Consider the following 23,349-nt stretch of genomic DNA (forward strand, 5'->3'; position numbering starts at 1 on the left):
CTCTGGGGCGGCGCATTTGCCCAAATAGGCTTAACTGAAACCCTGACAGGCGCATTCCAGCGAGCCTCAGGAGGAACCCACGGTGTCGATCAAATTGCGTTTGCTGTTGCTGATTGCAACCAGCCTGCTGACGGCGCTGATCGTGAGTCTGGTCAGCTATGTGGGGAATACGCGGATGTCCGGCGCGGTGAACGACAACGCGGTGAGCATGACCGCGCTGCGCAATCATATGGAAGCCGACATGATGCACGATGCGCTGCGTGCCGATGTGTACTCGGCGATGCTGGCGGGCCTGGGCAAAAGCACCGGCACGGCGTCCGAGGTGCGGGAGTCGATCAACGAGCACGCGACGCACTTTCGCGAAGTGCTGGATGAAAACCTCAAACTGCCGGTCAACCCGACGCTCAAGGCTGCGCTGGAACAGATCAAGCCCAGCCTGGACACCTACATCGAGGCGGCCGAGCGCATTGTCGGCCTGGCACTGGACAACCCGGACAGTGCCCAGCGGGAACTGGGTACGTTCAACGCGGCGTTCAGTCACCTCGAAGAGCAGATGGCCGCGCTCAGCGAACTGATCGAAAGCAATACCCGCGACACCAGTCAGGCCACCGAAAGCGCCATCCGCAGTGCCAACATCGCCCTCGGTGCGGTGTTGCTCGCCAGCCTGTTGCTGTTATTGGCGCAAGGGCGCTGGGTGACCCGCAGCATCATGGGGCCGCTGAAGTCCGCCAACCACATCGCCCAAAGCATCGCCCACGGCAACCTCAGCGAGCCGATCAGCGAACCGACCGGCAAGGACGAAGCCAGCACATTGATTCGCAGCCTGGCGACCATGCAGCGCGATCTGCGCAACATGATCGACGCGGTGCGACGCAACGCCCATGGCGTCAGCGGCATGAGCGAGCAACTGAGCCAGGGCTGCCATCAGGTGGCCGACAGCAGTCAGCAGCAAAGCGCCGCCGCCGGCACCATGGCTGCTGCCGCCAGCCAGATGACTGCCAGCATCGAGGAAATCACCCGCCACGCCGAACGTGCGCTGGGCATGGCCAATCAGGCTGAGTCGCTGGCCAAGAGCGGCGGGCAGGTGATCCATCAGGTGGTCAGCGACATGGACGACATCGCCCGCTCGGCGCAGCAGTCGGCGCAGGTGATCCGTACGCTGGATCAGGAATCCGAAGGCATCTTCAACATCATTCAAGTGATCAAGAGCATTGCCGACCAGACCAACCTGCTGGCGCTCAACGCGGCCATCGAAGCAGCGCGAGCCGGCGAGCAGGGCCGGGGCTTTGCGGTGGTCGCCGACGAAGTGCGCAGTCTGGCCGCACGCACCAGTGCCTCAACCCAGGAAATCGCCGCCATGGTCGCGCGCATCCAGCACAGCACCCGCGAGGCGGTCAGCAGCATGGAGGCCGGCGTGGCTCAGGTCGACAAGGGCATGGCGGTCACGGCCGAAGTCGAACGGGCGATCCGCGAGATCCTCGACGCCACCCTCAGCACCACACAACTGGTCAACGACATCACCCGCACCATCGGCGAGCAGAGCCAGGCCAGCAACGAAATCGCCCATCAGGTGGAAATGATCGCCGGCATGTCCGAGGGCAACAGCAAGGTGATCGGGCAGACGGCCAATACCACGGATGAATTGTCGAGTCTGGCGGGGGCGTTGGCGCTGTCGGTGGATCGGTTTCGGTTGTGAGGCGAATGTGGATGTTTGCTCACGACGAACTGAGCATATCGATCACTGATCCGCCTTTCGCCGGACCTTTATCGCGGCCTCAATCTTCAGCCTGAAATTGTATTTCGAGAAAAGATTCTTCGCGTTGAATTCTGGTTTAACGAAGGGGGATTTTTTGTTGCAGACGTACGCTATTTTGGGATGGTAGCTAGCCAAGAATTGTTCGCCGTGTGCTGCAATCAAAAATTTAATAGTCGACTCTAATTGCTTTATTCCTTGGCTTTGCCAGCCACTTCCAGCTCGATCCTTGAGCTCCACCAAGTACAAGGCGTCTTCGGTATTCAGCATGCAGTCACAGCGCTCCCGACCTTTTTCCTCTCCGTCTTTGATCACGCATTTGTCAATCGCGGTAAATACAACCGATCTTTGGAGGGGATTTACTACGGACGCTACCCATGTTGCCCGGTTTCCGGCGTCAACATAGGCTACGGGAAACTCTTGATCGTCACGTATTCCAAATTCGGCATCAGTAAACGGGCCTGTCTGGCAGCGAGTATCAAGAAAATTCACCCTTTCAGCTCCTCCTCAATATCGAGGAGTGCGTCAAATAGATCATTGCCTTCTTGCAAGGATCTGTTCAGAAAGTTGTCATCGGAAGGGATGCCATCAACTATCGGCAGCGTCTTGATTGATCCGTTTTTTTCATCTGCTTGGTAAATTGCCAACTCGTTGATGTCCACCAAAGCATGTAAAGGGATAACCGTGGCAAGTTTAGGGAGGAGGTCCTTATCGCGTTTTTTCTTGTGAATGCTGTCCTGCAGATGTTTGCCTTGTACGGCAATCGTCAAGTAATTAACCACATAGGGGCTATGGGTTGTCATCACCAGACGATTGTTCTCTCCCTGATTATTGAACTGCAGGAGACTCTGCAAAACGCTCCATTGCGACTGCGGATAAAGATTTTGTTCCGGCTCTTCCACTATATTGATAAACGCTGACTTGTTGAATCTGGACGAGAGAGCGGAGAGAGCGATACGCCGCTGTTCCTCCGTCAGAGAATCGATAGAAAATATTTGTACGACCTCCTTTCTGAAGCGATCCAGTTCTTCGGCGCTCATGTTCTCCTGTCGCTCTTCACTGTGTACTTGAACAGCATTGGCCAGGTAATGGCTTACTAAATGCAATGGCACAGCAGATTGAAATCCACTGGAGGCGTCGGCCAATCTGAGCTTGTAATCGGAGTCACGAATATTGAGGAGGTCGTTCAGTTTGTCGTATTCGAGTTCTGCCTGGTTGATAGGCAATAACAGAGTGCCCTTCATATTGGCTTTGGCTGCATCGAACTCAGTCAGAAATTCCTTAAGCGAGTCAGAGGATAATTTCAGCTCGCGAGGGTGTCTGACGTACGAGATGAAGTTGCGCTCAGCAGGCACATACATAATCTGAGGCAGATGGTAATTTCCGCCCTTCGAAGCAGTGATATGTAGTTGGCCCCGCAGGTAGCGAATGGAAAAGGCCTCACCTTCGTATTCGATCTCTGAGGAGTCAGAGATGTAGTGTTCTAGCCTGTGATAAGTCAAAAAGGGTTTGATGAATTTATTCTTTCGTTCAAACCATTTTTGTTCGTAATCCCCGCGCACCAAAGCCTTTTCTATCCACGAAAAGGTTGAGTACAGCTTGGCCAGCGTGCTTTTCCCGGAGCCCTGATTGCCCACGAATACGGTCACGCGTTTGAACTCTATCCAACCGTCATTCTCAACTCCATCGCGGATAGGGCCAAAATGCTTGACGCGTAGTCGGGTCATTGAACACTCCATGAGAAATAGCTTGGCAGGTACAGCTGTGCAGCATATCAGGGCGTTAAGCAAACGGGAGGGGCAAATGCGTGAAGCTTGCCGGCGGAACGTGCTTTTCTCCTAAGAATAAAAGCTCCGCCAATTCAAATCGGCGGAGTGCTACACATCAGTCAGAATTTGTACGCCTGTCTCCCGACCAGCAACCACGTTCCTTGCTGCTTCTGCCAGATCTGGAAATTCTCGATCTCCGTCGGTACCACCTCTGTGCCTTTCAGTGCCTGCGCCGAAAAATGATGACGCACCAGTGCGGTGTCACCAGAAAGGGTGATGGTCTGGTTCTGCATTTCAAGTGTCTTGAATGCACTTTTGCCTGTTTCGATGTCGGCGATGAACGCTTTTTTGTCCTGGATCTTGCCGTTGGAGTGGCCGTAGGTCAGGTTGTCGGCTGTCAGGGCGTTCAACTCGGGGATGTTTTTGTGCAGCATCGCCTGGGTCAGATGATCGACCGCTTGGGCGACATCTTTTTCTGCCGGGGCAGGGGCAGCCATGGTGTAACCGCAGAAGGTGCAGAGAAATCCGATCAGAAGTCGGGTCCTGGTCATGGGGCTGTTTCCTTGTAGTTATGGGGTTGATGACTGATCACCTGACTGCTCATCATCAGTCATCGTACAACGTAGCAGGTTTTGGATTGTTCAGGCAGCCGTTCCAGGCTTTCCGTCACAAGGGCGCTAAACTGGAAGGGTTAAAAGGCTTCAATCAGAGTCTCACCGGATCATGTTCGGCCTTTGGCAGCCGATAAGACCCAGAGCAGAAAAAGACTCTCAAGTCGGGAACAGACGCGCGGGTTTGCCCTGACGTGATATTCTTCGCGCCAACTTGGTTTGACCTTATTCGGTTTGCCTGCCTTTTGGGCGGGCTGACGGAATCCCTGTCGCTCAAGTAGCTGAAGCCAATAATGATAAGAAGTCAGTTCAGAAGGGACATTAACTGAGGTCGATGCGGTACATCGGCCTTGTGTGCCCACCCGTCAAAATTGCAGTGTGAAGGTGCCCGCGACCCTGGCCTGAGTGTCGCGACAAAAGGCTCTCATACCCACAACAGCGGCGGGCGGAAGGCGTTTTATCATAGGTGCAACGGATGTTTAAGAAAGTGAACACAGCCTTGCTGGGGCTGGCTTTGGCGATGGGGATGTCGTCTGCCAATGCTGCAGAAGCAAAGAAAGTCGACGTTCTGCTGATCGGCGGCGGCATCATGAGCACCACCCTGGGTGTGTGGATCAATGAGCTGGAACCGAGCTGGTCGATGCAAATGGTCGAGCGCCTCGATGGCGTCGCCCTGGAAAGCTCCAACGGCTGGAACAACGCCGGTACCGGTCACTCGGCTCTGGCCGAGCTGAACTACACCCCGGAAGACGACAAAGGCAACGTGACGATCCCGAAAGCTGTCGAGATCAACGAAGCGTTCCAGGTGTCCCGTCAGTTCTGGGCCTGGCAGGTTCAGCAAGGCGTTCTGAAGAACCCTCGCTCGTTCATCAACACCACGCCGCACATGAGTTTCGTGTGGGGTGATGACAACATCAAGTTCCTGAAAAAGCGCTACGAAGCCCTGCAGGCGAGCCCGCTGTTCGCCGGCATGCAGTACTCCGAAGACCCGGCTGTGATCAAGAAGTGGGTCCCGCTGATGATGGAAGGGCGTGACCCGAACCAGAAAATCGCGGCCACCTGGAGCCCGCTGGGTACCGACATGAACTTCGGTGAAATCACCCGCCAGTTCGCCGGTTACCTGCAGACCAAGCCTAACTTCGACCTGAAGCTGTCGAGTGAAGTCGAAGACATCACCAAGAACGCCGACGGCACCTGGCGTGTCAGCTACAAAAACCTGAAAGACGGCACCAAGACCGAAACCGACGCCAAGTTCGTGTTCATCGGCGCCGGTGGCGGCGCTCTGCACCTGCTGCAGAAGTCCGGCATTCCTGAAGCCAAGGAATACGCTGGCTTCCCGGTCGGCGGCTCGTTCCTGGTGACCGATAACCCGGCCATCGCCGAGCAGCACCTGGCCAAGGCCTACGGTAAAGCTTCGGTGGGCGCACCGCCGATGTCGGTTCCGCACCTGGACACCCGTGTCCTGGACGGCAAGCGCGTCATCCTGTTTGGCCCATTCGCGACCTTCAGCACCAAGTTCCTGAAAGAAGGCTCGTACCTGGACCTGCTGACCAGCACCACCACCCACAACATCTGGCCGATGACCAAGGTCGGCATCAAGGAATACCCGCTGGTCGAGTACCTGGCCGGTCAACTGATGCTGTCGGATGAAGACCGTCTGAACGCGCTGAAGGAATACTTCCCGAACGCCAAAGCCGAAGACTGGCGCCTGTGGCAAGCCGGCCAACGCGTGCAGATCATCAAGCGTGATGAAGCCGCTGGCGGCGTGCTGAAACTGGGCACCGAAATCGTTGCCGCACAAGACGGCTCCATCGCCGGTCTGCTGGGCGCATCGCCAGGCGCATCGACCGCTGCACCGATCATGCTGAGCGTGCTGCAGAAAGTCTTCAAAGACAAAGTCGCGACCCCTGAGTGGCAAGCCAAGCTGCACCAGATCGTTCCAAGCTACGGCACCCAGCTGAACAACGATCCGGCCAAAGTGGCACAAGAGTGGGCGTACACCGCCAAGATCCTCGAACTGCCAACCCCTCCGGTGATTGGTCAGGCTGTTGCTCCGGCAGCACCTGCAGCTGAAAAAGCTGAAGCGCCGAAGGAAAACGCTGCACGTGACATGGCCCTGTAACTAGACGCCAGACACACAAAAGCCCACTGAATCGGTAACGGTCAGTGGGCTTTTTTTTGAGCAGTACAAATCGGAGTCGACCTGCCAATTCACCCGTTCGAGGGTGTCTCCTATCGGTTTTTTGTCTCACGAGGCATTGATCGTACGCGCGATAAGTATCTGATGGTCTTTATGGATAGATAGGATCGTGCATATGCCACTGTGAATATATTGCGTCTCTGCCAGTGCTATTGCCCCTGTCTTTTTTACAAGCTTCGCAAATACAGGTGCATCTGTGCAACTGAGGTGATGGGCTGCGATTGAATTCATTTGGGGCACCCGGGCTGAGGGTAGGTTTTGGTACGCCTGACTCATGTCTGTTGCCAACTTGGTCTTTGAATTCCATTTTCATCTCTCCTTGCTTATAGGAATTTAGCATCTCCCGGGAACCCGCATACCAGCGAATTTCCCAATGATTGAACCTCAGGTTAATTATTTTTTCTCTTTCGTTCACCTGTAAAATCTGACAGGTTTTTATAATTTTTCTTCATTTCCTAATTACAAATGAAGGATATCGAATATAAGATTTTTCATTAAAAAACCCACTGAGCCTGGAACGGTCAGTGGGCTTTTTTGTGTCGCCATTTTGATTGGAACTGCCAGCGATCTGTTTTTGAAGATCAAAGTCAAAAGATCGCAGCCTGCGGCAGCTCCTACAAAGGTTTCGCTTTCGCTAGATAGGCGGCGAGACGCCGCCCCATTTCTTCCCCCAGCGCTTGTAAGCCGCTCAGCGGGCGCACCATCACTTCAAACTCGACAATCTTCCCGCGCTCATCAAAGCGAATCATGTCGACGCCCTTGAGTTCTTTCGAGCCGACTTTCGCGCTGAATTCCAGAATCACGTTCAAGCCATCGGCAGTCGCCAGTTTGCGGTGGTATTTGAAGTCTTCGAACACGTTGAACACGGTGTTGAGGATCATTGTCACCACCTGCGCGCCGGGGTAGGGCGTGTGGGCCATGGGCGAGCGGAACAGCGCGTTCGGGTCGAGCAGCTCGGGCAGGGCCTTGAGGTTGCCGGTGCGGATCATTTCGTGCCAGCGCTGCAGAGATTCGGCGGCGTTGGGGTGCAGGTTCAGTTTGGACATGGGCCACTCCTGGGATTGTTGTTCTTCACGCGACGGCAATGACTCTAGATCAAAGCGGCCGAGGGCGAACCTTTGTGGGGCGATCTGAATACCGGGTCATGGCCGGAGCAGATCAGATTGGCATCTGATCCGTATTTTTCTGTTGAATCTGCCTCTGTTACCGGTTCAGTCAGGCGCTCAAAATACCCCTGCAGTTCGGTTACCCGCGGCAGCCCTTCATCCCGAAGCGCCCGGTGCACCGCAAGCTCAGCATTGAGGAGAGCAGCATGAACAAGATGGCGATTTTCCTGGGTGGGTTTCTGACATTGACCATTCTGATCGGAATGCTCGCGACGATTTCTCCGGTCTGACCCCCGGCCGTTCCAACAGCGACCTCCGGCGCCCTTTTTTTGTGGAAGGGCGCGTCTGTTTCTGCTGCTTTGTCATTTCTCGCATCACACTGCACTGGTGCCCACCTGCGAACTGAACTAAACCGGGATATCCAATCCCGGGAATGTTCACTGTGCCTGATCTGTCATGGACTCGTTGATCAACGCCGCCGGCCGTGCGCTTGCGGCGGGTGATCCGCTGGCCGCACTTAAGCTTGTCGCCCTGCGCGAAGACCCGCCTGCGCTGGCCCTGCGTGGTATTGCCATGGCTCAGCTTGGGGATTTGTCCCGGGCGAGAGCGTTGCTGCAGCGGGCGGTCAAGGCGTTCGGCGCCAATGAGCCGTTGTCGCGGGCGCGCTGTGTGGTGGCCGAGGCTGAAGTGGCGCTGGCGACGCGGGATCTGGGCTGGCCGGTGAAAGCGCTGGAGGCCGCGCGGCGAGTCTTGCTTGATCACGCCGATCACCTGAATGCGGCGCACGCCCGGTATTTGCAGATCCGTCGTTTGCTGCTGATCGGTCAGCTCGATGCGGCGCAGGCGCTGCTCGCGGAGCTGGATCCCGCGCCGTGGCCTCCGTCGTTGCGCGCCGTCCACGAGTTGCTGACAGCAGGGATCGCGCTGCGTCAGGTGCAGGCGCACACGGCGCGGGCGGCGCTGGAACGTGCGCAACGGGCGGCGCAGCAGGCCGCTATCCCGGCGCTGACGGCAGAAATCGAACATGCCCTGCAAATGCTCGATGCTCCAGCGGCGCGATTAATCATTTCTGGCCAGTCTCAAACAGTGACGCTTGCGCAGGTTGAAGCGCTGCTCGCCTCGTCGACGCTGGTGGTCGACGCCTGTCGCTACAGCGTGCGCGGCGCCGGGATGACAGTGGCGTTGGCGACCCGGCCGGTGCTGTTCAGTCTGCTGCGGATGCTGGCTCAGGCGTGGCCGGCGGATGTGCCGAGAGACGCGCTGATCGCCCAGGCGTTTCGCTTGAAACTGAGTGACGATTCCCATCGTGCACGCCTGCGGGTGGAGATCGGCCGGTTGCGTTCGGCGTTGCAGCCGCTGGCGCGGATCGTCGCGACCGCGCGCGGTTTTGCCCTGGCGGCCGATGACGTGGCGTTGCTCACTTTGCCGGTCGAGGACAAACACGCCGCGCTGCTGGCCTTGCTCGCCGATGGCGAAGCCTGGTCAAGTTCGGCGCTGGCCCTGGCGTTGGGCAGCAGCCAGCGGCAAGTGCAGCGCTCACTGGAAGCGCTGGCGCTGGCGGAAAAGGTGCAGTGGTTTGGCGTCGGCCGTGCGCGGCGCTGGACCACGCCGCCGGTGCCGGGTTTCGCGACGATCTTGTTACTCCCGGTGGCGTTGGGCAATGGTTAGGCTGGACTCACTCAGACTCACCCACCAGCGAGGAAGGCATCATGAAACAGGCAAAGGCAGAAATCCTTCGTGAGTACGGCCCGTTCGAAGGCGTCGAACGTGTCCACGGCGTGACCTTCGATGGCCAGCAAGTGTGGTTCGCCAGCGACGGCCAGCTCAATGCGCTGGACCCGGCCAGCGGTGAAACCGTGCGCACGCTCAAGGTCGGCGCCGACGCCGGCACCGCGTTCGACGGCCAGCATCTGTTCCAGATCGCGGACAGCCGCATCCAGAAAATCGACCCGGCCACCGGTCGTGTGCTCAGTACCCTCCCGGCGCCGGGCGGCGGTAACGATTCGGGGATGGCCTGGGCCGAAGGCTCGCTGTGGATCGGCCAGTATCGCGAGCGCAAGATCTATCAGGTCGATCCGGAGACCGGCGAGGTTTTGCGCACGCTGACGTCAGACCGTTTTGTCACCGGGGTGACCTGGGTTGACGGTGCGTTGTGGCATGGCACCTGGGAGGGTGATGAAATTGAATTGCGTCGGGTCGATCCGCAAGATGGCGAGGTGCTGGAAAGCCTGATGATGCCCGCAGGGATCGGCGTTTCCGGGTTGGAAGCGGATGGCGGTGAGCGGTTTTATTGCGGCGGCGGGGGGAGTGGGCGATTGCGGGCGGTGCGTCGGCCCAAGTGATTGATGGTGTTTGTGCTGGCCCTTTCGCGAGCAGGCTCGCACATTTTCACCGGTTAACGCTGAACCAATGTGTGCGAGCCTGCTCGCGAAAGGGCCAGTAGCTCCAGTGAAAATCTCCCAGGCGAATCAAGGCGCGCCAAACACCATCGTCCAGTAAACCCCCTCATCACTGCGCGCCTCACTGGCAAACCCGGCGCCGACCTGGGTGAACATCGGGTTCATCAGGTTGGCGCAATGCCCGGGGCTGGCCAGCCACCCGGCCATCGCCTTGCCCGGTGAACTCTGGCCGGCGGCGATGTTTTCGCCGATCTGCCGACCCCGATAACCCGCCGCCCGGGCGCGATCCGCCGGCATGTCGCCGTCCGGGTCACGGTGGGCGAAATAGTTGCCGTAGGCCATGGCCTTGCTGTGCCCCTGTGCGGCGGCGCCCAGTGCCGGGTTCCAGCTCAAGGGGCGGGCGGCGGCGAAACGCTGGCGTCCGCACATCCGTGGGCGTGCCCGGGCGGCGTTGACCTCGGCGAGCAGGGCTTTACCGACGCTGCGGTTGTCGCCGACACGACTGTCGAGCACCGGTTGCGCCAGCACCACTTGCCATTCACCCCGGGAACGGCTGATGCCGATGTCGGCGTATTGGGCGTCAAGCAGTGCGCCACAATAACGGTCTTGCAGCCTGTCGAATGCCTCATCGGCGTCTTCGGCGCCGACAATACGGATGCTGCGCACGGCCACGGCCGAATACCCGGACGATTTGAGCGTCTCGCGCAATCCGCCGCCGTAGCCATAGCCGATCGGCAGTGCCAGATTCGATTTCAACGCCAGGGGCGCCAGACGTTGTGCCGGACGCCGGTCGCAACGTTGCGGGTGGGCGCGGTAGTCGTTGATGGCAGCCACCAGTTGCCGCTCTTCACTGGCGTGGGCGGTCTCGGTGAACAGCGGGGTAAGGATCAGCAGGCACAGCGATACGAAGCGTGTTGAGCGAACGGCATGGCGCATGGGACGGCAGGCTCTGGGAAAAGGACAGTGCTGAAGTGGGCGGCCGCAGTATGTGGCGCCACTAGGACTGGGCTTTTTGCACTTGGTTCATGATGGCCATAAGGCTTTTTTGCTGGGTTGATGAAGGGCAGGGCATGCCTGGATTTTGTGTTGCCCGCACTGGTCTCTTCGCGAGCAGGCTCGCTCCCACAGGGGGCATGCATTGCCAAGGTGCGAGCGAGCTTGCTCGCGAAGAGGCCAGTCCATACGAATGCCTATCAACGATTGAGCACATCCCCCATCCACTGCAGATACTGCACCCGCTCGGAAATCGAGTTGTGCCCCGCGTCCGGCACCACCCGCAGCGTCGCCACACCGTTGGGGAAATGCTCCAGCAGCCGTTGGGTGCTGGCACGGGGAATCACCTCGTCATCGCTGGCCGCCAGCAGCAAGGTCGGCACTTGTATGTGCGCGGCATAGCGGCCCGACTCGAAACGATCCTTGAGCAACCATTTCACCGGAAACCACGGGTATTGGCGGACGGCGATTTCTGCGAGGCTGTTGTACGGCGTCACCAGAATCAGTTGGGTCGCCGGGCGCTGACTCGCCAGCCGCACCGCCACCCCGGACCCCAGGCTGCGCCCGATCACGGCAATCTGTGGATGGCTGGCGTACACCTGATCGAACAATGCCAACGCATCTTCGGCAATCGCTTCCTCCGAGGGCGCGCCGCCGCTGCCGCCAAAACCCCGGTAGTTCAGCAGATACACCGCGTACTCGGGAAAGGCGTCGCTGAACGCCGGCAGGTTGCGCGACACGTCCTCGGCATTGCCGCCAAAGTAGATCAGCGCCTTGGGCCCCGCGTGCTCGCGAACGGTCACCCAGACATCGGCATCCGGCATCGCCAGTTTCAGCCGCGAATCCGCCGTGGCGACGGCGCTGTCAGGCTGGGGGAAATAGATCAGCGAACGCTGAAACACGAACAGCGCAACGCACAGCAACACGTACAGGGTGATGATCAAGGCGACGAGTGACATCAGGATTCTGGACATTCGGCTAACTTTAACGGGGCGCGGGTGTTCGCCGTCGCAGTGTAGTCCAGCGGACCGGGCAGGCCGCCGTCGCACACAACGTGCAACAGATTCACGCAGCAGGGGAACCAGCATGCGCCACACTGAGGGTTGCTCCCGTCGCCGATTGCTCACGCTGGCTGCCGGGGTTTCGGCGGTCCTGACCTTTGACCGGGCGTTGGCCACTGCCACGACGCCGACTGCCACTTCGCCGAGCCAGGCAGGAGACCAGACCATGCAGACCCGCGCCATCCCTTCCAGCTCCGAGCCGCTGCCCATGGTGGGCCTGGGCACGTATCGCGGCTTCGACGTTGCGCCCGGTGAAACCGCTTATAGACAACTGCCCGCGGTGCTCGACGAGCTGTTCAGAAAGGGTGGCACGCTGATCGACAGCTCACCGATGTATGGCCGCGCCGAGCAAACCACCGGCGAACTGCTGTCGATCCACGAACCGCGCTCGCCGGCATTTCTCGCCACCAAGGTATGGACCCGCGGGCGCAAGGAAGGCATCGCGCAGATGGAACAATCCTTCAGTCTGCTGCGCACCGAACGCATCGACCTGATGCAGATCCACAACCTGCTGGACTGGCAAACCCATCTGCCGACCCTGCGCGAATGGAAAGAACAGGGGCGCATCCGCTACATCGGCATCACCCATTACACGCCCTCGGCCTACGACGAAGTCGAGTCGGTGCTCAAGGCCGAACAGCTCGACTTCCTGCAAATCAACTACGCCCTCGATGACCGTGGCGTGGAAAAACGCATCTTGCCGCTGTGCCGCGAGCGCGGGGTCGCGGTGATCTGCAATCGGCCGTTCGGCGGTGGCGGGTTGCTCGCGCGGCTCAAGGGCAAACCGTTGCCGGCCTGGGTCTCGGACGTGCAGGTCAACAGTTGGCCGCAACTGGCGCTGAAGTTTCTGCTGTCGCACCCGGCGGTGACTTGCGTGATTCCCGGCACCGGCAATCCGCGCTACATGGCCGATAATGCCGGCGCAGGGTTCGGGCTGATGCTGACGGATGCGCAGCGTCATCAATTGATCGCGCTGCTGGAATAGGCGCTTACCCGCGATAACGCAACGCCTCCAGCAATAGCGCAAACGCCGGCGCTGCCTGACGTCGGCTCGGGTAATACAGGTGATAACCGGCAAACGTCGGACACCAGTCTGCCAGCACTTGCAACAGACGCCCGTCGGCCAGATACGGCGCGACAATATTTTCCGGGATGTAGCTGAGGCCGAAACCATCCAGTGCGGCGTCGAGCAGCGGATAAACACCATTCAGCGTGACTTGTCCGGACACCCGCACCTTGAGGCTTTCGCCGTTCTTCTCGAACTCCCAGGTGTACAGCCCGCCATTGGTGGGCAGGCGCAGGTTGTTGCAGGCATGTTGGGTCAGATCCCTCGGCGTCTGCGGCCGCGTGCGGTTGGCGAAGTAGGCGGGAGAACCGACCACCGCCATGCGCATGTCCGGGCCGATGCGGGTGGCGATCATGCCCTGTGCCACGTCTTCACCGAGGCGAATGCCGGCGTCGAAGCCTTGCCCGGCGATGTCGACGAAACCGTAGTCGCAGATCACCTCCACGGCGATGTCGGGATACTGCGGCAGGAAGCCCTTGAGCACCGGGCGCAACAGCCAGTTCAGCGAATGGTCGGTGGCGCTGATGCGGATGCGCCCAGCCGGGGTTTCGCGCAGGTTGCTCAGGGCCGCCAGTTCCAGTTCGATCTCTTCGAAACGCGGGCCGATGGTCTGCAGCAAATGGTCGCCGGCCTCGGTGGGCGAGACGCTGCGGGTGGTACGGGTGAGCAAGCGCAGGCCAAGGCGCGCTTCGAGGGCGCGGATGGTATGGCTGAGCGCCGATTGCGAGACGCCGAGTCTGGCCGCCGCTTTGGTGAAGCTGCGCTCGCGGGCCACGGCGAGGAAGGCGAGCAGGTCACTGGCGTTTTCTCGAAGCATTGATGAGTGTCCTGCATAAGTTCTTTCGAATTCTAGTTGATTATCTGAACAGTCCGGCTCGCTAAAGTGACGCAAGTTCCCTGTAGGAGCTGCCGCAGGTTCGGGCCGCGATCGGACGATCTTTTGCTCTTGCTTGAGAAGTTAAAGTCAAAAGATCGCAGCCTGCGGCAGCTCCTACAGGGGAGGGGTGCGGGGGATCAGATCATCGGCGGTAACGACGAGAGAATCTTGTCCAGGGTGATCGGATACTCGCGCACCCGCGCCCCGGTGGCGTTGTAGATCGCATTTGCCACCGCCGCACTCACACCGCAAATCCCCAGTTCCCCCACACCTTTGGCTTTCATCGGTGACGAAACCGGATCAGTCTCGTCAAGGAATATCACCTCCTGATGCGGGATGTCGGCGTGCACCGGCACCTCATATCCGGCCAGGTCATGGTTGACGAAAAAGCCCAGCCGCTTGTCCACCGCCAGCTCTTCCATCAACGCCGCGCCGACGCCCATGGTCATCGCCCCGATCACCTGGCTGCGCGCCGCTTTCGGGTTGAGAATCCGCCCCGCCGCGCACACCGCGAGCATGCGCCGCACGCGGACTTCGCCGGTCGCCGCGTCCACCGCGACTTCGACGAAATGCGCACCGAAGGTCGACTGCTGATACTGCTTGGCGAGGTCGGCGAATTCGATACTGTCCTCGGCCTCGACCACACCATTTTTGGCAGCATCACGCAACGGCAGGGTCTTGCCGCCGGCGCGGACCTGACCGTCGGCAAACTCGATGTCGCTGCCGCTCATGCCCAGTTTGCTGACCACCGTTTCGCGCAGCTTCATGCACGCGGCATAGACCCCCGCGGTCGAGCAGTTGGCGCCGAACTGGCCGCCGGAGCCGGACGATACCGGGAAGGTCGAGTCGCCCAGATGCACGCTGACATCCGCAAGACCGACGCCCATCATCTCGGCCGCCGTCTGGGCGATGATCGTGTAGCTGCCGGTGCCGATATCGGTCATGTCGGTCTCCACCGTGACCTTGCCGTCGCGCTCCAGCCGCACCCGGGCGCCGGATTTGAGCAGCAGGTTGTTGCGGATCGCTGCGGCGACACCCATGCCGATCAGCCAGCGACCTTCGCGACGGCTGCCGGGTGTGGCGTTGCGCTGGTTCCAGCCGAACTTCTCGGCGCCGGTCTGCAGGCATTCGATCAGGCGCCGCTGGGAGAATGGACGTTCGGTTTTCACCGGATCGACCTGGGTGTCGTTGAGGATGCGGAACTGGATCGGGTCGAGCTTGAGCTGCTCGGCCATCTCGTCCATGGCGATTTCCAGTGCCATCAGCCCCGGCGCTTCACCGGGCGCGCGCATGGAGTTGCCTTCAGGCAGATCCAGCGGCGCCAGGCGCATGGTCACCCGACGGTTTTGCGCGGCGTAGAGCAACTGACTTGGTTGCGCGGCGACTTCGACCTTGCCGTCCTTGAGGTTGCCCGACCAGCCTTCGTGGGCGATGGCGCTGAGCTTGCCGTCCGCGGTGGCGCCCAGACGAATGCGCTGGATGGTGGCGGGGCGGTGGGTGGTGTTGTTGGCCATTTGCGGGCGGGCGAGGGCGACTTTCACCGGGCGATTGGCCAGGCGCGCACCGAGGGCGGCGAGGATCGCGTCGGCGCGGATGAACAGTTTGCCGCCGAAGCCGCCACCAATGTACGGCGAGATCAGGCGCACGTTTTCCTTGGGCAAACCGAGGGTGGTGGCGATGTCGCCGACGCTCCAGGCGATCATCTGGTTGGAGGTCCACAGGGTCAGATGATCACCTTTCCAAGCGGCCAGTGTCGCGTGCGGCTCCATCATCGCGTGGGACTGATCGGGGGTGGTGTAGGTCTGGTCGAACTGCACCGGCGCGGCGGCGAAGGCCGAGTCGAAATCGCCGTGGGTGACGTCGGGCAACTCGTCGTCTTCGACACCCTGGTCGCGCACGTTGGCCAGTTCGAATTGGCCTTTGGCCGCGACGTAATCGACCTTGACCATTTGCGCGGCGGCGCGGGCCTGTTCGAAGGTCTCGGCGACCACCAGCGCAACGGCCTGGTGATAGTGCTGCACCTCGGGCCCGGCCAGCAGCGGTGCCGAGTTGTATTGGCCCTTGCCGAGCTTGCCGGCATTGGCGGCGGTGACGATGGCCAGCACGCCGGGCGCGGCTTCGGCCGCATTGAGATCGATGTGGCTGATGCGGCCCTTGGCGATGGCCGAACCGACCATGAAGCCGTAGGCCTGATTCGCCACGGCGTCATGCTGCTCGTAAGCGTACGGAGCCTGGCCGCTGGTTTTCAGCGGGCCTTCGACGCGGTCGGTGGGTTTGCCGATGACCTTCAACTGGTCGATCGGGTTGGTGGTGGCGGGCGTGTCGAATTTCATGCTTCATCCCTCGCTTGCGCCAACACCGAGCCGAGCGTGCGCTCGACCAGGGTCAGTTTGAATTGGTTGTCGTGAGTCGGCGTGGCGCCGTCGAGCAGGCGTTCGCTCACGGCTTTCGCGCCGTTGGGCAGCAACGCGTCGGCGGCTTCGACCCGCCATGGTTTCGGCGCAATACCACCGACCGCCACGCGACCGCTGCCGTCCTTTTGCAGGATCAAACCGACCGACACCAGGGCAAAGGCGTATGACGAACGATCACGCACCTTGTGATAAAGGTGCGTGCCGCCGACCGGGGCAGGCAGGGTCACTGAGGTAATGAACTCGCCGGGCGTGAGGCTGGTTTCGATGTTCGGCGTGTTGCCCGGGAGCTGATGGAAATCGGCGATGGCGATGCTGCGGGTGCTGCCGTCCGGCTTGACCGTTTCAATCTGTGCATCGAGGGCGCGCATGGCAATCGCCATGTCGCTGGGGTGGGTGGCGATGCAGGCGTCGCTGACGCCGATCAGCCCCAGTTGCCGGCTGACCCCGCCAATCGCCGCGCAACCACTGCCGGGCTGGCGTTTGTTGCAGGCCTGATTGACGTCATAGAAATACGGGCAACGGGTGCGTTGCAGCAGGTTGCCGGCGGTGCTTGCCATGTTGCGCAATTGGCCCGAGGCCCCGGCGAGCAGGGCGCGGGAGAGCAGCGCGTAGTCCTTGCGCACGCGGCTGTCGGCGGCCAGATCGGTGTTGCGCACCAGTGCGCCGATGCGCAATCCGCCGTCGGGCGTGGCTTCGATTTGGTCAAGACCAAGATGGTTGATGTCGATCAGGTGCAGCGGGGTTTCGATGTCGAGTTTCATCAGGTCCAGCAGGTTGGTGCCGCCAGCGATGAACTTCGCGCCTTCGACCTGCGCCGCCAGCGCTGCGGCTGCGGCGGGGGAGTCGGCGCGGCTGTAATTGAACGGTCTCATGCCGGCACCTCCGCGACTTCAGTGATGGCTTCGATGATGTTGGAATAGGCGCCGCAGCGGCAGATATTGCCGCTCATGCGCTCCTGGAATTCGCTGGCGATCAGTTGCGGCGCGTCGGTCAGGCTGGGGCTGACGTGGCTGGGAATACCCTCGCGGATTTCCTTGAGCACCGCCACCGCCGAGCAGATCTGCCCCGGCGTGCAATAGCCGCACTGGTAGCCGTCGTGCTTGATGAACGCAGCCTGCATCGGGTGCAGGTTGTCGGGCATGCCGAGGCCTTCGATGGTGGTGATCTCGCTGCCGTCGTGCATCACCGCCAGGGTCAGGCAGGCATTGATCCGCCGCCCATCGGCGATCACCGTGCAGGCGCCGCACTGACCGTGGTCGCAGCCTTTTTTGCTGCCGGTCAGGTGCAGGTGCTCGCGCAAGGCATCGAGCAGGGTGGTGCGGTTGTCGACTTCAAGGGTTTGGGGTTTACCGTTGACGTTGATCGTCACTTTGGCCATGGCCGGTTGCTCCAGACTGGCCGCGTAGGCCTTGAGGCTAATGAAAGGCGGCATCGCGAATGCCGTGGCGGTCACGGCACCGAGGATCAGGAATCTACGTCGGGAAATCGTCATGCTTCGATTCCTCTCTGGCTTAATCAGGACGGCAGGGATTGAAAGGCCCAGTCGGGCGCGCCGGCATGCTTGCCGGTCTCGTTCTTGGAATGACCTGCGCGGAGGGGAAAAGGTTTTTGCGGATTTGCGCTATAGAGTTATGCGCATGGCTCATGAGTCTGCTGAGCGACATGTAGCCAAATGTGGGAGGGGCGGTGCGACGATTCGACTTGCTCCCACAATTGAAATGCATTTCAACTGTGGGAGCCTGCTCGCGAAGAGGGCGTCATGACCGACCTCAATGCCCGCCAACCACCATCGAGGTAAACGGCGCCACATACGCCTGCAACGTCACCAGCCCACCCACCAGGATCGCCAGCACAATCGAGTGGAAGAACACGTAGCGCAGAATCTCGCCTTCATGCCCATACCAACGGGTCGCGGTGGAGGCGACCACGATCGATTGCGCGTCGACCATTTTGCCCATCACCCCGCCGGAACTGTTCGCTGCCGCCATCAGGATCGGGCTGATGCCGAGCTGTTCCGAGGTCACCCGCTGCAAACCGCCAAACAACACGTTTGATGCCGTATCCGAACCCGTCAACGCGACACCCAGCCAGCCGAGCAACGTGCCGAACATCGGATAGAAAATGCCCGTCGCCGCAAACGCCAGGCCCATGGTCGCGTCGAGTCCCGAGTAACGTGTGAGGAAGCCCAGCGCCAGCATCGCGGCAATGGTGATCAGCGAAAACCGCACCACCCATAACGTGCGCAGGTACTGCTTGATCAATTGCGGGATCGAATAGCCCATCAGCAGCCCGCCGACAATCGCCGCCAGCAGAATGCCGCTGCCGGTGGCGGTGAACCAGGTGAATTTGTAGATCGCTTCTTCGGCTTTCGGCGCCGGCACCACCGGCGGGACTTTCTGCACTTGCAGGTGCAGGGTGGTGAAGGTCAGCGCCGGCGAAAAAATCGGGTTGGCCTCGTTCAGTGGTTTGCCTTGGGGATCGAGTTTGACGGAATGGGTCACCGGGTCCAGCGCCGGGCGCACGTCAAAGATGTTCTTGAAGCCCTGAGTGCCCCAGGCAAACACGAACACGGTGAGGATGATCCACGGCATCCACGCACGCATCACCGCCGGGCGCGCCTGATCGCTGAACGTGGCGCTGGCGGTGACTTTTTCTTCCTCGACCCGGGAGTTGTCGACGCGACCTGCCAGGGCGGCCGAGGTGTACACCGTCGCCGGTTTCCAGACCCGCAGAAACAGGGTCAGGCAGGCCATGGAAATCAGCGCGGCAATCACGTCCACCAGCATTGGGCCGTGGTAGTTCGACACGAGGAACTGCGGCACCGCGAAGCTGACCCCGGCTACCAGAATCGCCGGCCAGATTTCGAGCATCTTGCGCCACCCGGCAAATGCCCAGATCAGCCAGAACGGCACCAGCACCGAGAAAAATGGCAACTGCCGACCGACCATCATCGACAGCTCCATCTCATCCAGCCCGGTGACCTTGGCCAGGGTGATGATCGGTGTGCCGAGCGCGCCGAATGCCACCGGGGCGGTGTTGGCAATCAACGCCAGACCGGACGCGGCCAACGGCGAAAAACCGAGGCCGATCAGAATCGCCCCGGTCACCGCCACCGGTGTGCCGAACCCGGCCGCGCCTTCAAAAAACGCACCGAAGCAGAAGGCGATCAGCAGCAACTGCAAACGGCGGTCGTCGGTGATCCGCGCCAGTGAATCCTGCAGCACTTTGAACGAGCCGTTCTCGGTGGTCAGGCGATGCAGAAAGATGATGTTGAGCACGATCCAGCCGATCGGCAGCAAGCCATTGGCCGCACCAAACAACGCCGCCGAACCGGCCATGCTTGCCGGCATGCCGAAGGCGAAGATCGAGATCAGTAACGCCGAAGCGAGGGCGAGCAGGGCGGCCAGATGCGCCTTGACGTGAAAGAACGCCAGCGCCGCGAGCATCACCACCACCGGTACGGCGGCCATGAGCGTGGAGATCACCGGGTTGCCGAACGGGTCGTAGATTTGCTGCCAGACCATGGTCCACCTCTGCTTGTTGTTATTGAGGGCGCAGATCCATTGCATGGGGCTTGGTTGCAAGGAGTATAGGTGGCATTTCGCCGCCGCTCGGGCAGTGCGGACAGGGCGACAAACGGTCGATAGTGGCCACTGAATCAACGGCGTTTTGCCCGGTCGTATCTGCGGCTGTCCGTAAAGCGTCATGAAGGCGCGGGCAGCGTGGCCGATTCCGTCGTCAAAACCTTGGTTTTAGGGAAGTGTTGAATGAAGCGCGCAACAACGATGCTGCTGACCGTGACCGCCGCCGTATTGCTCGGCGGCTGTGTGGCGGACTTTGATGATGACCACCACTATGGCCGGCATTACGACCTCGATCACCGCCGCTATTACGATCATGACCGGCGCTGGGATGACCGCGATGACCGCCGCGACGGGCGTCGCTACTACCGTGATCGGGATGATGACTGATTGAACGCCAAGAGGGCGTCCCGCCACGGGACGCCCTCTTGGTTTAGCCTTCGAATTAAAAGTGAGCGCTCGCCCGGACGCTGGATCGCGCAGGCACGGCGGCCTCGATGTCCAGCAAATGGGTGGCGAGAATGTCGCTCAGAAAACGGAACTGATCGTTGATGCCGACCACTTCATTGCTGAAATGATGGGTCGCGGCGGGCATCAGCAGATTTTCGAAATTTTCGTTGAACACCAGTGCCTCAGCTTTGTGCGACACGGCGTGTTGGTCGTAGTAGTTACTGCCGAACACCGGGAAACGCACATTCAGGGCGACGTAGTGACTCATGGCATTTTCTCCATTCGAGAATTGTCTTCGAGATGGGACCATCGTGCCTGACGGTGGGGGGCTGCGGAAGGCAATCCTCGCAATGGTCAATATCGATACCATTGATGATCGCCTGTTTCATTCGGTTCACAAGCCGCTGACGCTGGCACAAGCGTTTGCCGCTCTGCCAGCGCTGCGTTTATTGGCTCAGGGGGTACCGTTTCTGCCATACAAACGGAAGCCGGGACGCGAGTTCAAGCGATCGTAGTATGCACTGACTGCCGGCAAGTCTGGGTGCGCCAGGGGGGTCTCGAACCAACGGTTCACCGACAGCCCTATCGGTATGTCCGCCAGAGAAAATTCGTCGCCGCTGACGTAGGCACCGGTCTTCTGGAGTTGTTGCTCCAGGATTGTCATGTGCGCTACCCATTGATGAAAACCTTGCTGTAAAGCATCGGCGTCTTGGTGAGCCGCACTTTTGCGCACCAGTGACATGAATACATAACCCCAGGACTTGTTGAGGTCGGTAGCCTGCCAGTCTATCCATTGGTCGATCCGCGCCCGATGCCGGGGGGCCGAGGGGTAAAGGTGCAAAGCGTTGTCGCGATTTGCCAGGTAGCGAATGATCGTATTCGACTCCCACAGCACGAAACCCTGATCGTTAATCACCGGCACCATTGCATTGGGGTTCAACGCGATGAATTCGGGGGTGCGCGTATCCCTGAAGCCTGATCCCCAGTCTTCTCGTTCAATGGCAATCTGCAGCTCTGCGCAGGTCCAGAGTACCTTGCGGACATTGATCGATGACGCTTTGCCAAATACCTGTAGCATTTTATCTCCCTATCGTATGCCACCTGGCTGAGGCCCTATGATGCCACCGGCCATTAGGTTAAACGAGCATGACGGTTGAATTTTCACGTTGTTTAAATACATCGGTTGCCTAGACTGTACGGTGTGCTTATAACGTTAATAAAAGTCTGCTGTGATAGCGGTTTTTTTTATACAGTGCATGTTTAAGCGTGTCTTGATGGCTATGTTTCAACCTTTTTTTAATGGTCGTTTCCCTGCCCGAATGGGCGGGTGTCATCATTGAGGTAAACGGTTTAAATTTTAGTTTCGTGTATTCGTTAAAGTTGTAAGTGGGGCGGTACTAACGGGTGCCGTCATCGGTATTTATTGCAGGAGTCGTATTGGTGCAGATCGCTATTTTTCAAGTGGATGCGTTTGCTTCTCGACCTTTTGATGGAAACCCCGCAGCGGTTTGCCCATTGAGCGAATGGTTGCCGGACGAAAAGTTATATGCGATCGCTGCTGAAAATAACCTCTCGGAAACGGCATTCTTCGTTAAACAGGGTGATCTCTATGAGTTGAGATGGTTCACGCCTCAGGTCGAAGTTGACTTGTGCGGCCATGCGACATTGGCTGCGGCGTGGGTCATCTTTAACAAGGTTGGAGACGATGCCCAGGTGCTGCGGTTTTCGACGCGAAGCGGCGAGCTTCGAGTGCGACGTTCAGGCACCGGATTGACGATGGATTTTCCGGCGAAAGTGCCAGTGCGTTGCGAGCCTCCGCCCGAGTTGTTGCCAGCGCTTGGCTTGACCACGGCGGACGTTCTGGCCACTGACGACTTTATTGTCGTGGTTGCAGATGAGGCGATTGTCGAGGGACTGTCCCCTGACTTCGCCAAGCTCAAGGGGCTGCCCAAGCGGGGCGTCGTGGTGACTGCCGCCAGTCGCTCGTTTGATTTTGTTTCGCGCTGGTTCGGTCCGAATGTAGGGGTAAACGAAGACCCTGTCACCGGTTCAGCTCATACATCACTCGCACCTTACTGGGCACAGACTCTGGATAAACAGACGCTGAGCGCGCAACAAGGAGGTACCCGCAAGGGCCAGTTACGCTGCGAGATCGCTGGCGATCGGGTGTTGATCAGCGGTGAGTCAGTGCTCTATATGGTCGGGGAAATCACGGTCTAGCGCTGATGCGCGGTACGCCGCCGGAAACTGCCTTGGAGGCAAGTTCCGGTGGCAGACGATTTCTCTGTGCTGTATTCATATCGAGTGGTCAAACTCAATGAAGCATTCCCAATGCATAAGCTTTCATGGCGGCCTCCACTTTATTGCTGGAATGAAGCTTGCGCATGGCGTTGACCAGATGAAATTTCACGGTCCGTTCGTCTATGGACAATATCAGTCCGGTCTCGCAGTAGGTTTTGCCCGTCGCCGACCATTTCAATGTTTCCACCTCCCTGGCTGTCAATGACGCACCTACTTCCGGAATGTATTCATTCGCGATGAAGTTGAGCATGGTGGAATGTGCCAGATGCGTAATCCACGTGAGCTTGGCTTCTTTTTCGTTCAGCTCCAGCAGCGATACAGGCATAGTGGATCTGACCAGCGAGAGCATGCCGATGGTGTCATGTTTGGCGCGCGAAGGCGTACACCAGCCATGGGAAAGTTGATAGTGCCTGGCGTCTTCCCAGAAATGTGGGTTGTCATCAAAAGTCTCAGCCGACCAGCACAAGGGTTGATTCTGGGTCAGGCCATGCTTGACGGTGGGGTCTACACTGAAATAGTTTTTGCTCTTGTAGGTGTCTTCCCACTGGGGAGAATAGTTCGAGGATAAGTGAAATTTCGGGCTGGAAATGGGTAGGGGGAAACGTATGCCAAGGGAATATTGATCAAACTCGAAAGAGCGAACAACGGAATCAAGCAGCGTGAGCAATCCTTCCTTGGATGTAACGTTCATGAACAGAGATAAATAGTGCTCGCGCCAATCAGTCATCTTACTTACCAGCGTAGTAAAGTGTGATGGGAGGTGTCCAG

At 59.4% G+C, this 23,349-nt stretch carries 21 protein-coding genes; 7 read left to right on the forward strand and 14 right to left on the reverse strand.

What is annotated here, in order from left to right; translation table 11 throughout:
• Positions 1-82 precede the first annotated feature (82 nt).
• Positions 83-1,696: a methyl-accepting chemotaxis protein gene (locus tag KKQ10_RS25455; RefSeq protein WP_215502655.1), complete on the forward strand. Its 1,614-nt coding sequence runs from the start codon at positions 83-85 to the stop codon at positions 1,694-1,696.
• Between the two features lie 42 nt (positions 1,697-1,738).
• Here the strand turns inward: KKQ10_RS25455 and KKQ10_RS25460 are convergent, their stop codons facing one another.
• The 3 genes from KKQ10_RS25460 to KKQ10_RS25470 form a co-directional block, all read right to left on the reverse strand.
• A complete protein-coding gene (locus tag KKQ10_RS25460) occupies positions 1,739-2,245 on the reverse strand; it encodes a hypothetical protein (protein ID WP_215502656.1) in 507 nt (168 codons plus the stop codon).
• Positions 2,242-3,480 carry an AAA family ATPase gene (locus tag KKQ10_RS25465; protein ID WP_127651732.1) on the reverse strand — a complete coding sequence of 413 codons (1,239 nt, stop codon included), beginning with the start codon at positions 3,478-3,480 and terminating at the stop codon, positions 2,242-2,244. The genes KKQ10_RS25460 and KKQ10_RS25465 overlap by 4 nt, the downstream gene beginning before the upstream one ends.
• A 161-nt stretch (positions 3,481-3,641) precedes the next feature.
• Complete coding sequence (locus KKQ10_RS25470; protein WP_215502657.1) at positions 3,642-4,073, reverse strand: nuclear transport factor 2 family protein; 432 nt, start codon at positions 4,071-4,073, stop codon at positions 3,642-3,644.
• A gap of 535 nt (positions 4,074-4,608) precedes the next feature.
• Here KKQ10_RS25470 and mqo point away from each other — a divergent pair.
• Complete coding sequence (gene mqo / locus KKQ10_RS25475; protein ID WP_215502658.1) at positions 4,609-6,255, forward strand: malate dehydrogenase (quinone); 1,647 nt, start codon at positions 4,609-4,611, stop codon at positions 6,253-6,255.
• Between the two features lie 692 nt (positions 6,256-6,947).
• On the opposite strand, the gene KKQ10_RS25480 is transcribed toward mqo, so the two are convergent.
• Positions 6,948-7,379, reverse strand: a complete 432-nt coding sequence (locus KKQ10_RS25480; protein ID WP_215502659.1) for a nuclear transport factor 2 family protein — start codon at positions 7,377-7,379, stop codon at positions 6,948-6,950.
• A 516-nt stretch (positions 7,380-7,895) separates the two neighbouring features.
• Between KKQ10_RS25480 and KKQ10_RS25485 the strand changes: the two genes are divergently transcribed.
• Together KKQ10_RS25485 and KKQ10_RS25490 are read left to right on the forward strand one after the other, a co-directional pair.
• On the forward strand, positions 7,896-9,107 hold the full coding sequence (locus KKQ10_RS25485; protein ID WP_215502660.1) for a winged helix-turn-helix domain-containing protein: 1,212 nt from the start codon (positions 7,896-7,898) through the stop codon (positions 9,105-9,107).
• A gap of 41 nt (positions 9,108-9,148) precedes the next feature.
• Complete coding sequence (locus KKQ10_RS25490; protein WP_215502661.1) at positions 9,149-9,781, forward strand: Vgb family protein; 633 nt, start codon at positions 9,149-9,151, stop codon at positions 9,779-9,781.
• A gap of 126 nt (positions 9,782-9,907) precedes the next feature.
• Here the strand turns inward: KKQ10_RS25490 and KKQ10_RS25495 are convergent, their stop codons facing one another.
• Positions 9,908-10,774 (reverse strand): CAP domain-containing protein, encoded by an 867-nt coding sequence (locus KKQ10_RS25495; protein ID WP_127651726.1) that lies wholly within the window; start codon positions 10,772-10,774, stop codon positions 9,908-9,910.
• 257 nt (positions 10,775-11,031) lie between these two features.
• Positions 11,032-11,805: an alpha/beta hydrolase gene (locus KKQ10_RS25500; RefSeq protein WP_215502662.1), complete on the reverse strand. Its 774-nt coding sequence runs from the start codon at positions 11,803-11,805 to the stop codon at positions 11,032-11,034.
• 112 nt (positions 11,806-11,917) lie between these two features.
• On the opposite strand from KKQ10_RS25500, the gene KKQ10_RS25505 reads away from it, so the two are divergent.
• Positions 11,918-12,877: an aldo/keto reductase gene (locus KKQ10_RS25505; protein WP_215502663.1), complete on the forward strand. Its 960-nt coding sequence runs from the start codon at positions 11,918-11,920 to the stop codon at positions 12,875-12,877.
• A gap of 4 nt (positions 12,878-12,881) precedes the next feature.
• Here the strand turns inward: KKQ10_RS25505 and KKQ10_RS25510 are convergent, their stop codons facing one another.
• From KKQ10_RS25510 to KKQ10_RS25530, 5 genes are all read right to left on the reverse strand, one after another.
• Positions 12,882-13,775, reverse strand: a complete 894-nt coding sequence (locus KKQ10_RS25510; protein ID WP_215502664.1) for a LysR family transcriptional regulator — start codon at positions 13,773-13,775, stop codon at positions 12,882-12,884.
• A gap of 197 nt (positions 13,776-13,972) precedes the next feature.
• Positions 13,973-16,168, reverse strand: coding sequence for an aldehyde oxidoreductase molybdenum-binding subunit PaoC (gene paoC, locus KKQ10_RS25515; RefSeq protein WP_215502665.1), 2,196 nt, complete (start codon positions 16,166-16,168; stop codon positions 13,973-13,975).
• Complete coding sequence (locus KKQ10_RS25520; protein ID WP_215502666.1) at positions 16,165-17,121, reverse strand: FAD binding domain-containing protein; 957 nt, start codon at positions 17,119-17,121, stop codon at positions 16,165-16,167. The genes paoC and KKQ10_RS25520 overlap by 4 nt, the downstream gene beginning before the upstream one ends.
• Positions 17,118-17,741 carry an aldehyde dehydrogenase iron-sulfur subunit PaoA gene (paoA, locus tag KKQ10_RS25525; protein WP_215502667.1) on the reverse strand — a complete coding sequence of 208 codons (624 nt, stop codon included), beginning with the start codon at positions 17,739-17,741 and terminating at the stop codon, positions 17,118-17,120. The genes KKQ10_RS25520 and paoA overlap by 4 nt, the downstream gene beginning before the upstream one ends.
• A 277-nt stretch (positions 17,742-18,018) precedes the next feature.
• Entirely contained in the window at positions 18,019-19,773 is a 1,755-nt protein-coding gene (locus KKQ10_RS25530; RefSeq protein ID WP_215502668.1) for an L-lactate permease, read from the reverse strand.
• A gap of 243 nt (positions 19,774-20,016) precedes the next feature.
• Here KKQ10_RS25530 and KKQ10_RS25535 point away from each other — a divergent pair, with 243 nt between their 5' ends.
• Complete coding sequence (locus KKQ10_RS25535) at positions 20,017-20,220, forward strand: hypothetical protein (RefSeq protein ID WP_215502669.1); 204 nt, start codon at positions 20,017-20,019, stop codon at positions 20,218-20,220.
• 55 nt (positions 20,221-20,275) lie between these two features.
• Here the strand turns inward: KKQ10_RS25535 and KKQ10_RS25540 are convergent, their stop codons facing one another.
• Positions 20,276-20,548 carry a hypothetical protein gene (locus KKQ10_RS25540; protein WP_215502670.1) on the reverse strand — a complete coding sequence of 91 codons (273 nt, stop codon included), beginning with the start codon at positions 20,546-20,548 and terminating at the stop codon, positions 20,276-20,278.
• 186 nt (positions 20,549-20,734) lie between these two features.
• Positions 20,735-21,358, reverse strand: coding sequence for a glutathione S-transferase family protein (locus KKQ10_RS25545; RefSeq protein ID WP_215502671.1), 624 nt, complete (start codon positions 21,356-21,358; stop codon positions 20,735-20,737).
• A 362-nt stretch (positions 21,359-21,720) separates the two neighbouring features.
• Here KKQ10_RS25545 and KKQ10_RS25550 point away from each other — a divergent pair, with 362 nt between their 5' ends.
• Positions 21,721-22,500: a PhzF family phenazine biosynthesis protein gene (locus tag KKQ10_RS25550; RefSeq protein ID WP_215502672.1), complete on the forward strand. Its 780-nt coding sequence runs from the start codon at positions 21,721-21,723 to the stop codon at positions 22,498-22,500.
• A gap of 94 nt (positions 22,501-22,594) precedes the next feature.
• On the opposite strand, the gene KKQ10_RS25555 is transcribed toward KKQ10_RS25550, so the two are convergent.
• A complete protein-coding gene (locus KKQ10_RS25555) occupies positions 22,595-23,308 on the reverse strand; it encodes an autoinducer binding domain-containing protein (RefSeq protein ID WP_215502673.1) in 714 nt (237 codons plus the stop codon).
• Between the last annotated feature and the right edge of the window lie 41 nt (positions 23,309-23,349).

It is taken from the genome of Pseudomonas sp. MG-9, assembly GCF_018729515.1.
In the GTDB taxonomy this organism is placed as follows: domain Bacteria; phylum Pseudomonadota; class Gammaproteobacteria; order Pseudomonadales; family Pseudomonadaceae; genus Aquipseudomonas; species Aquipseudomonas serboccidentalis.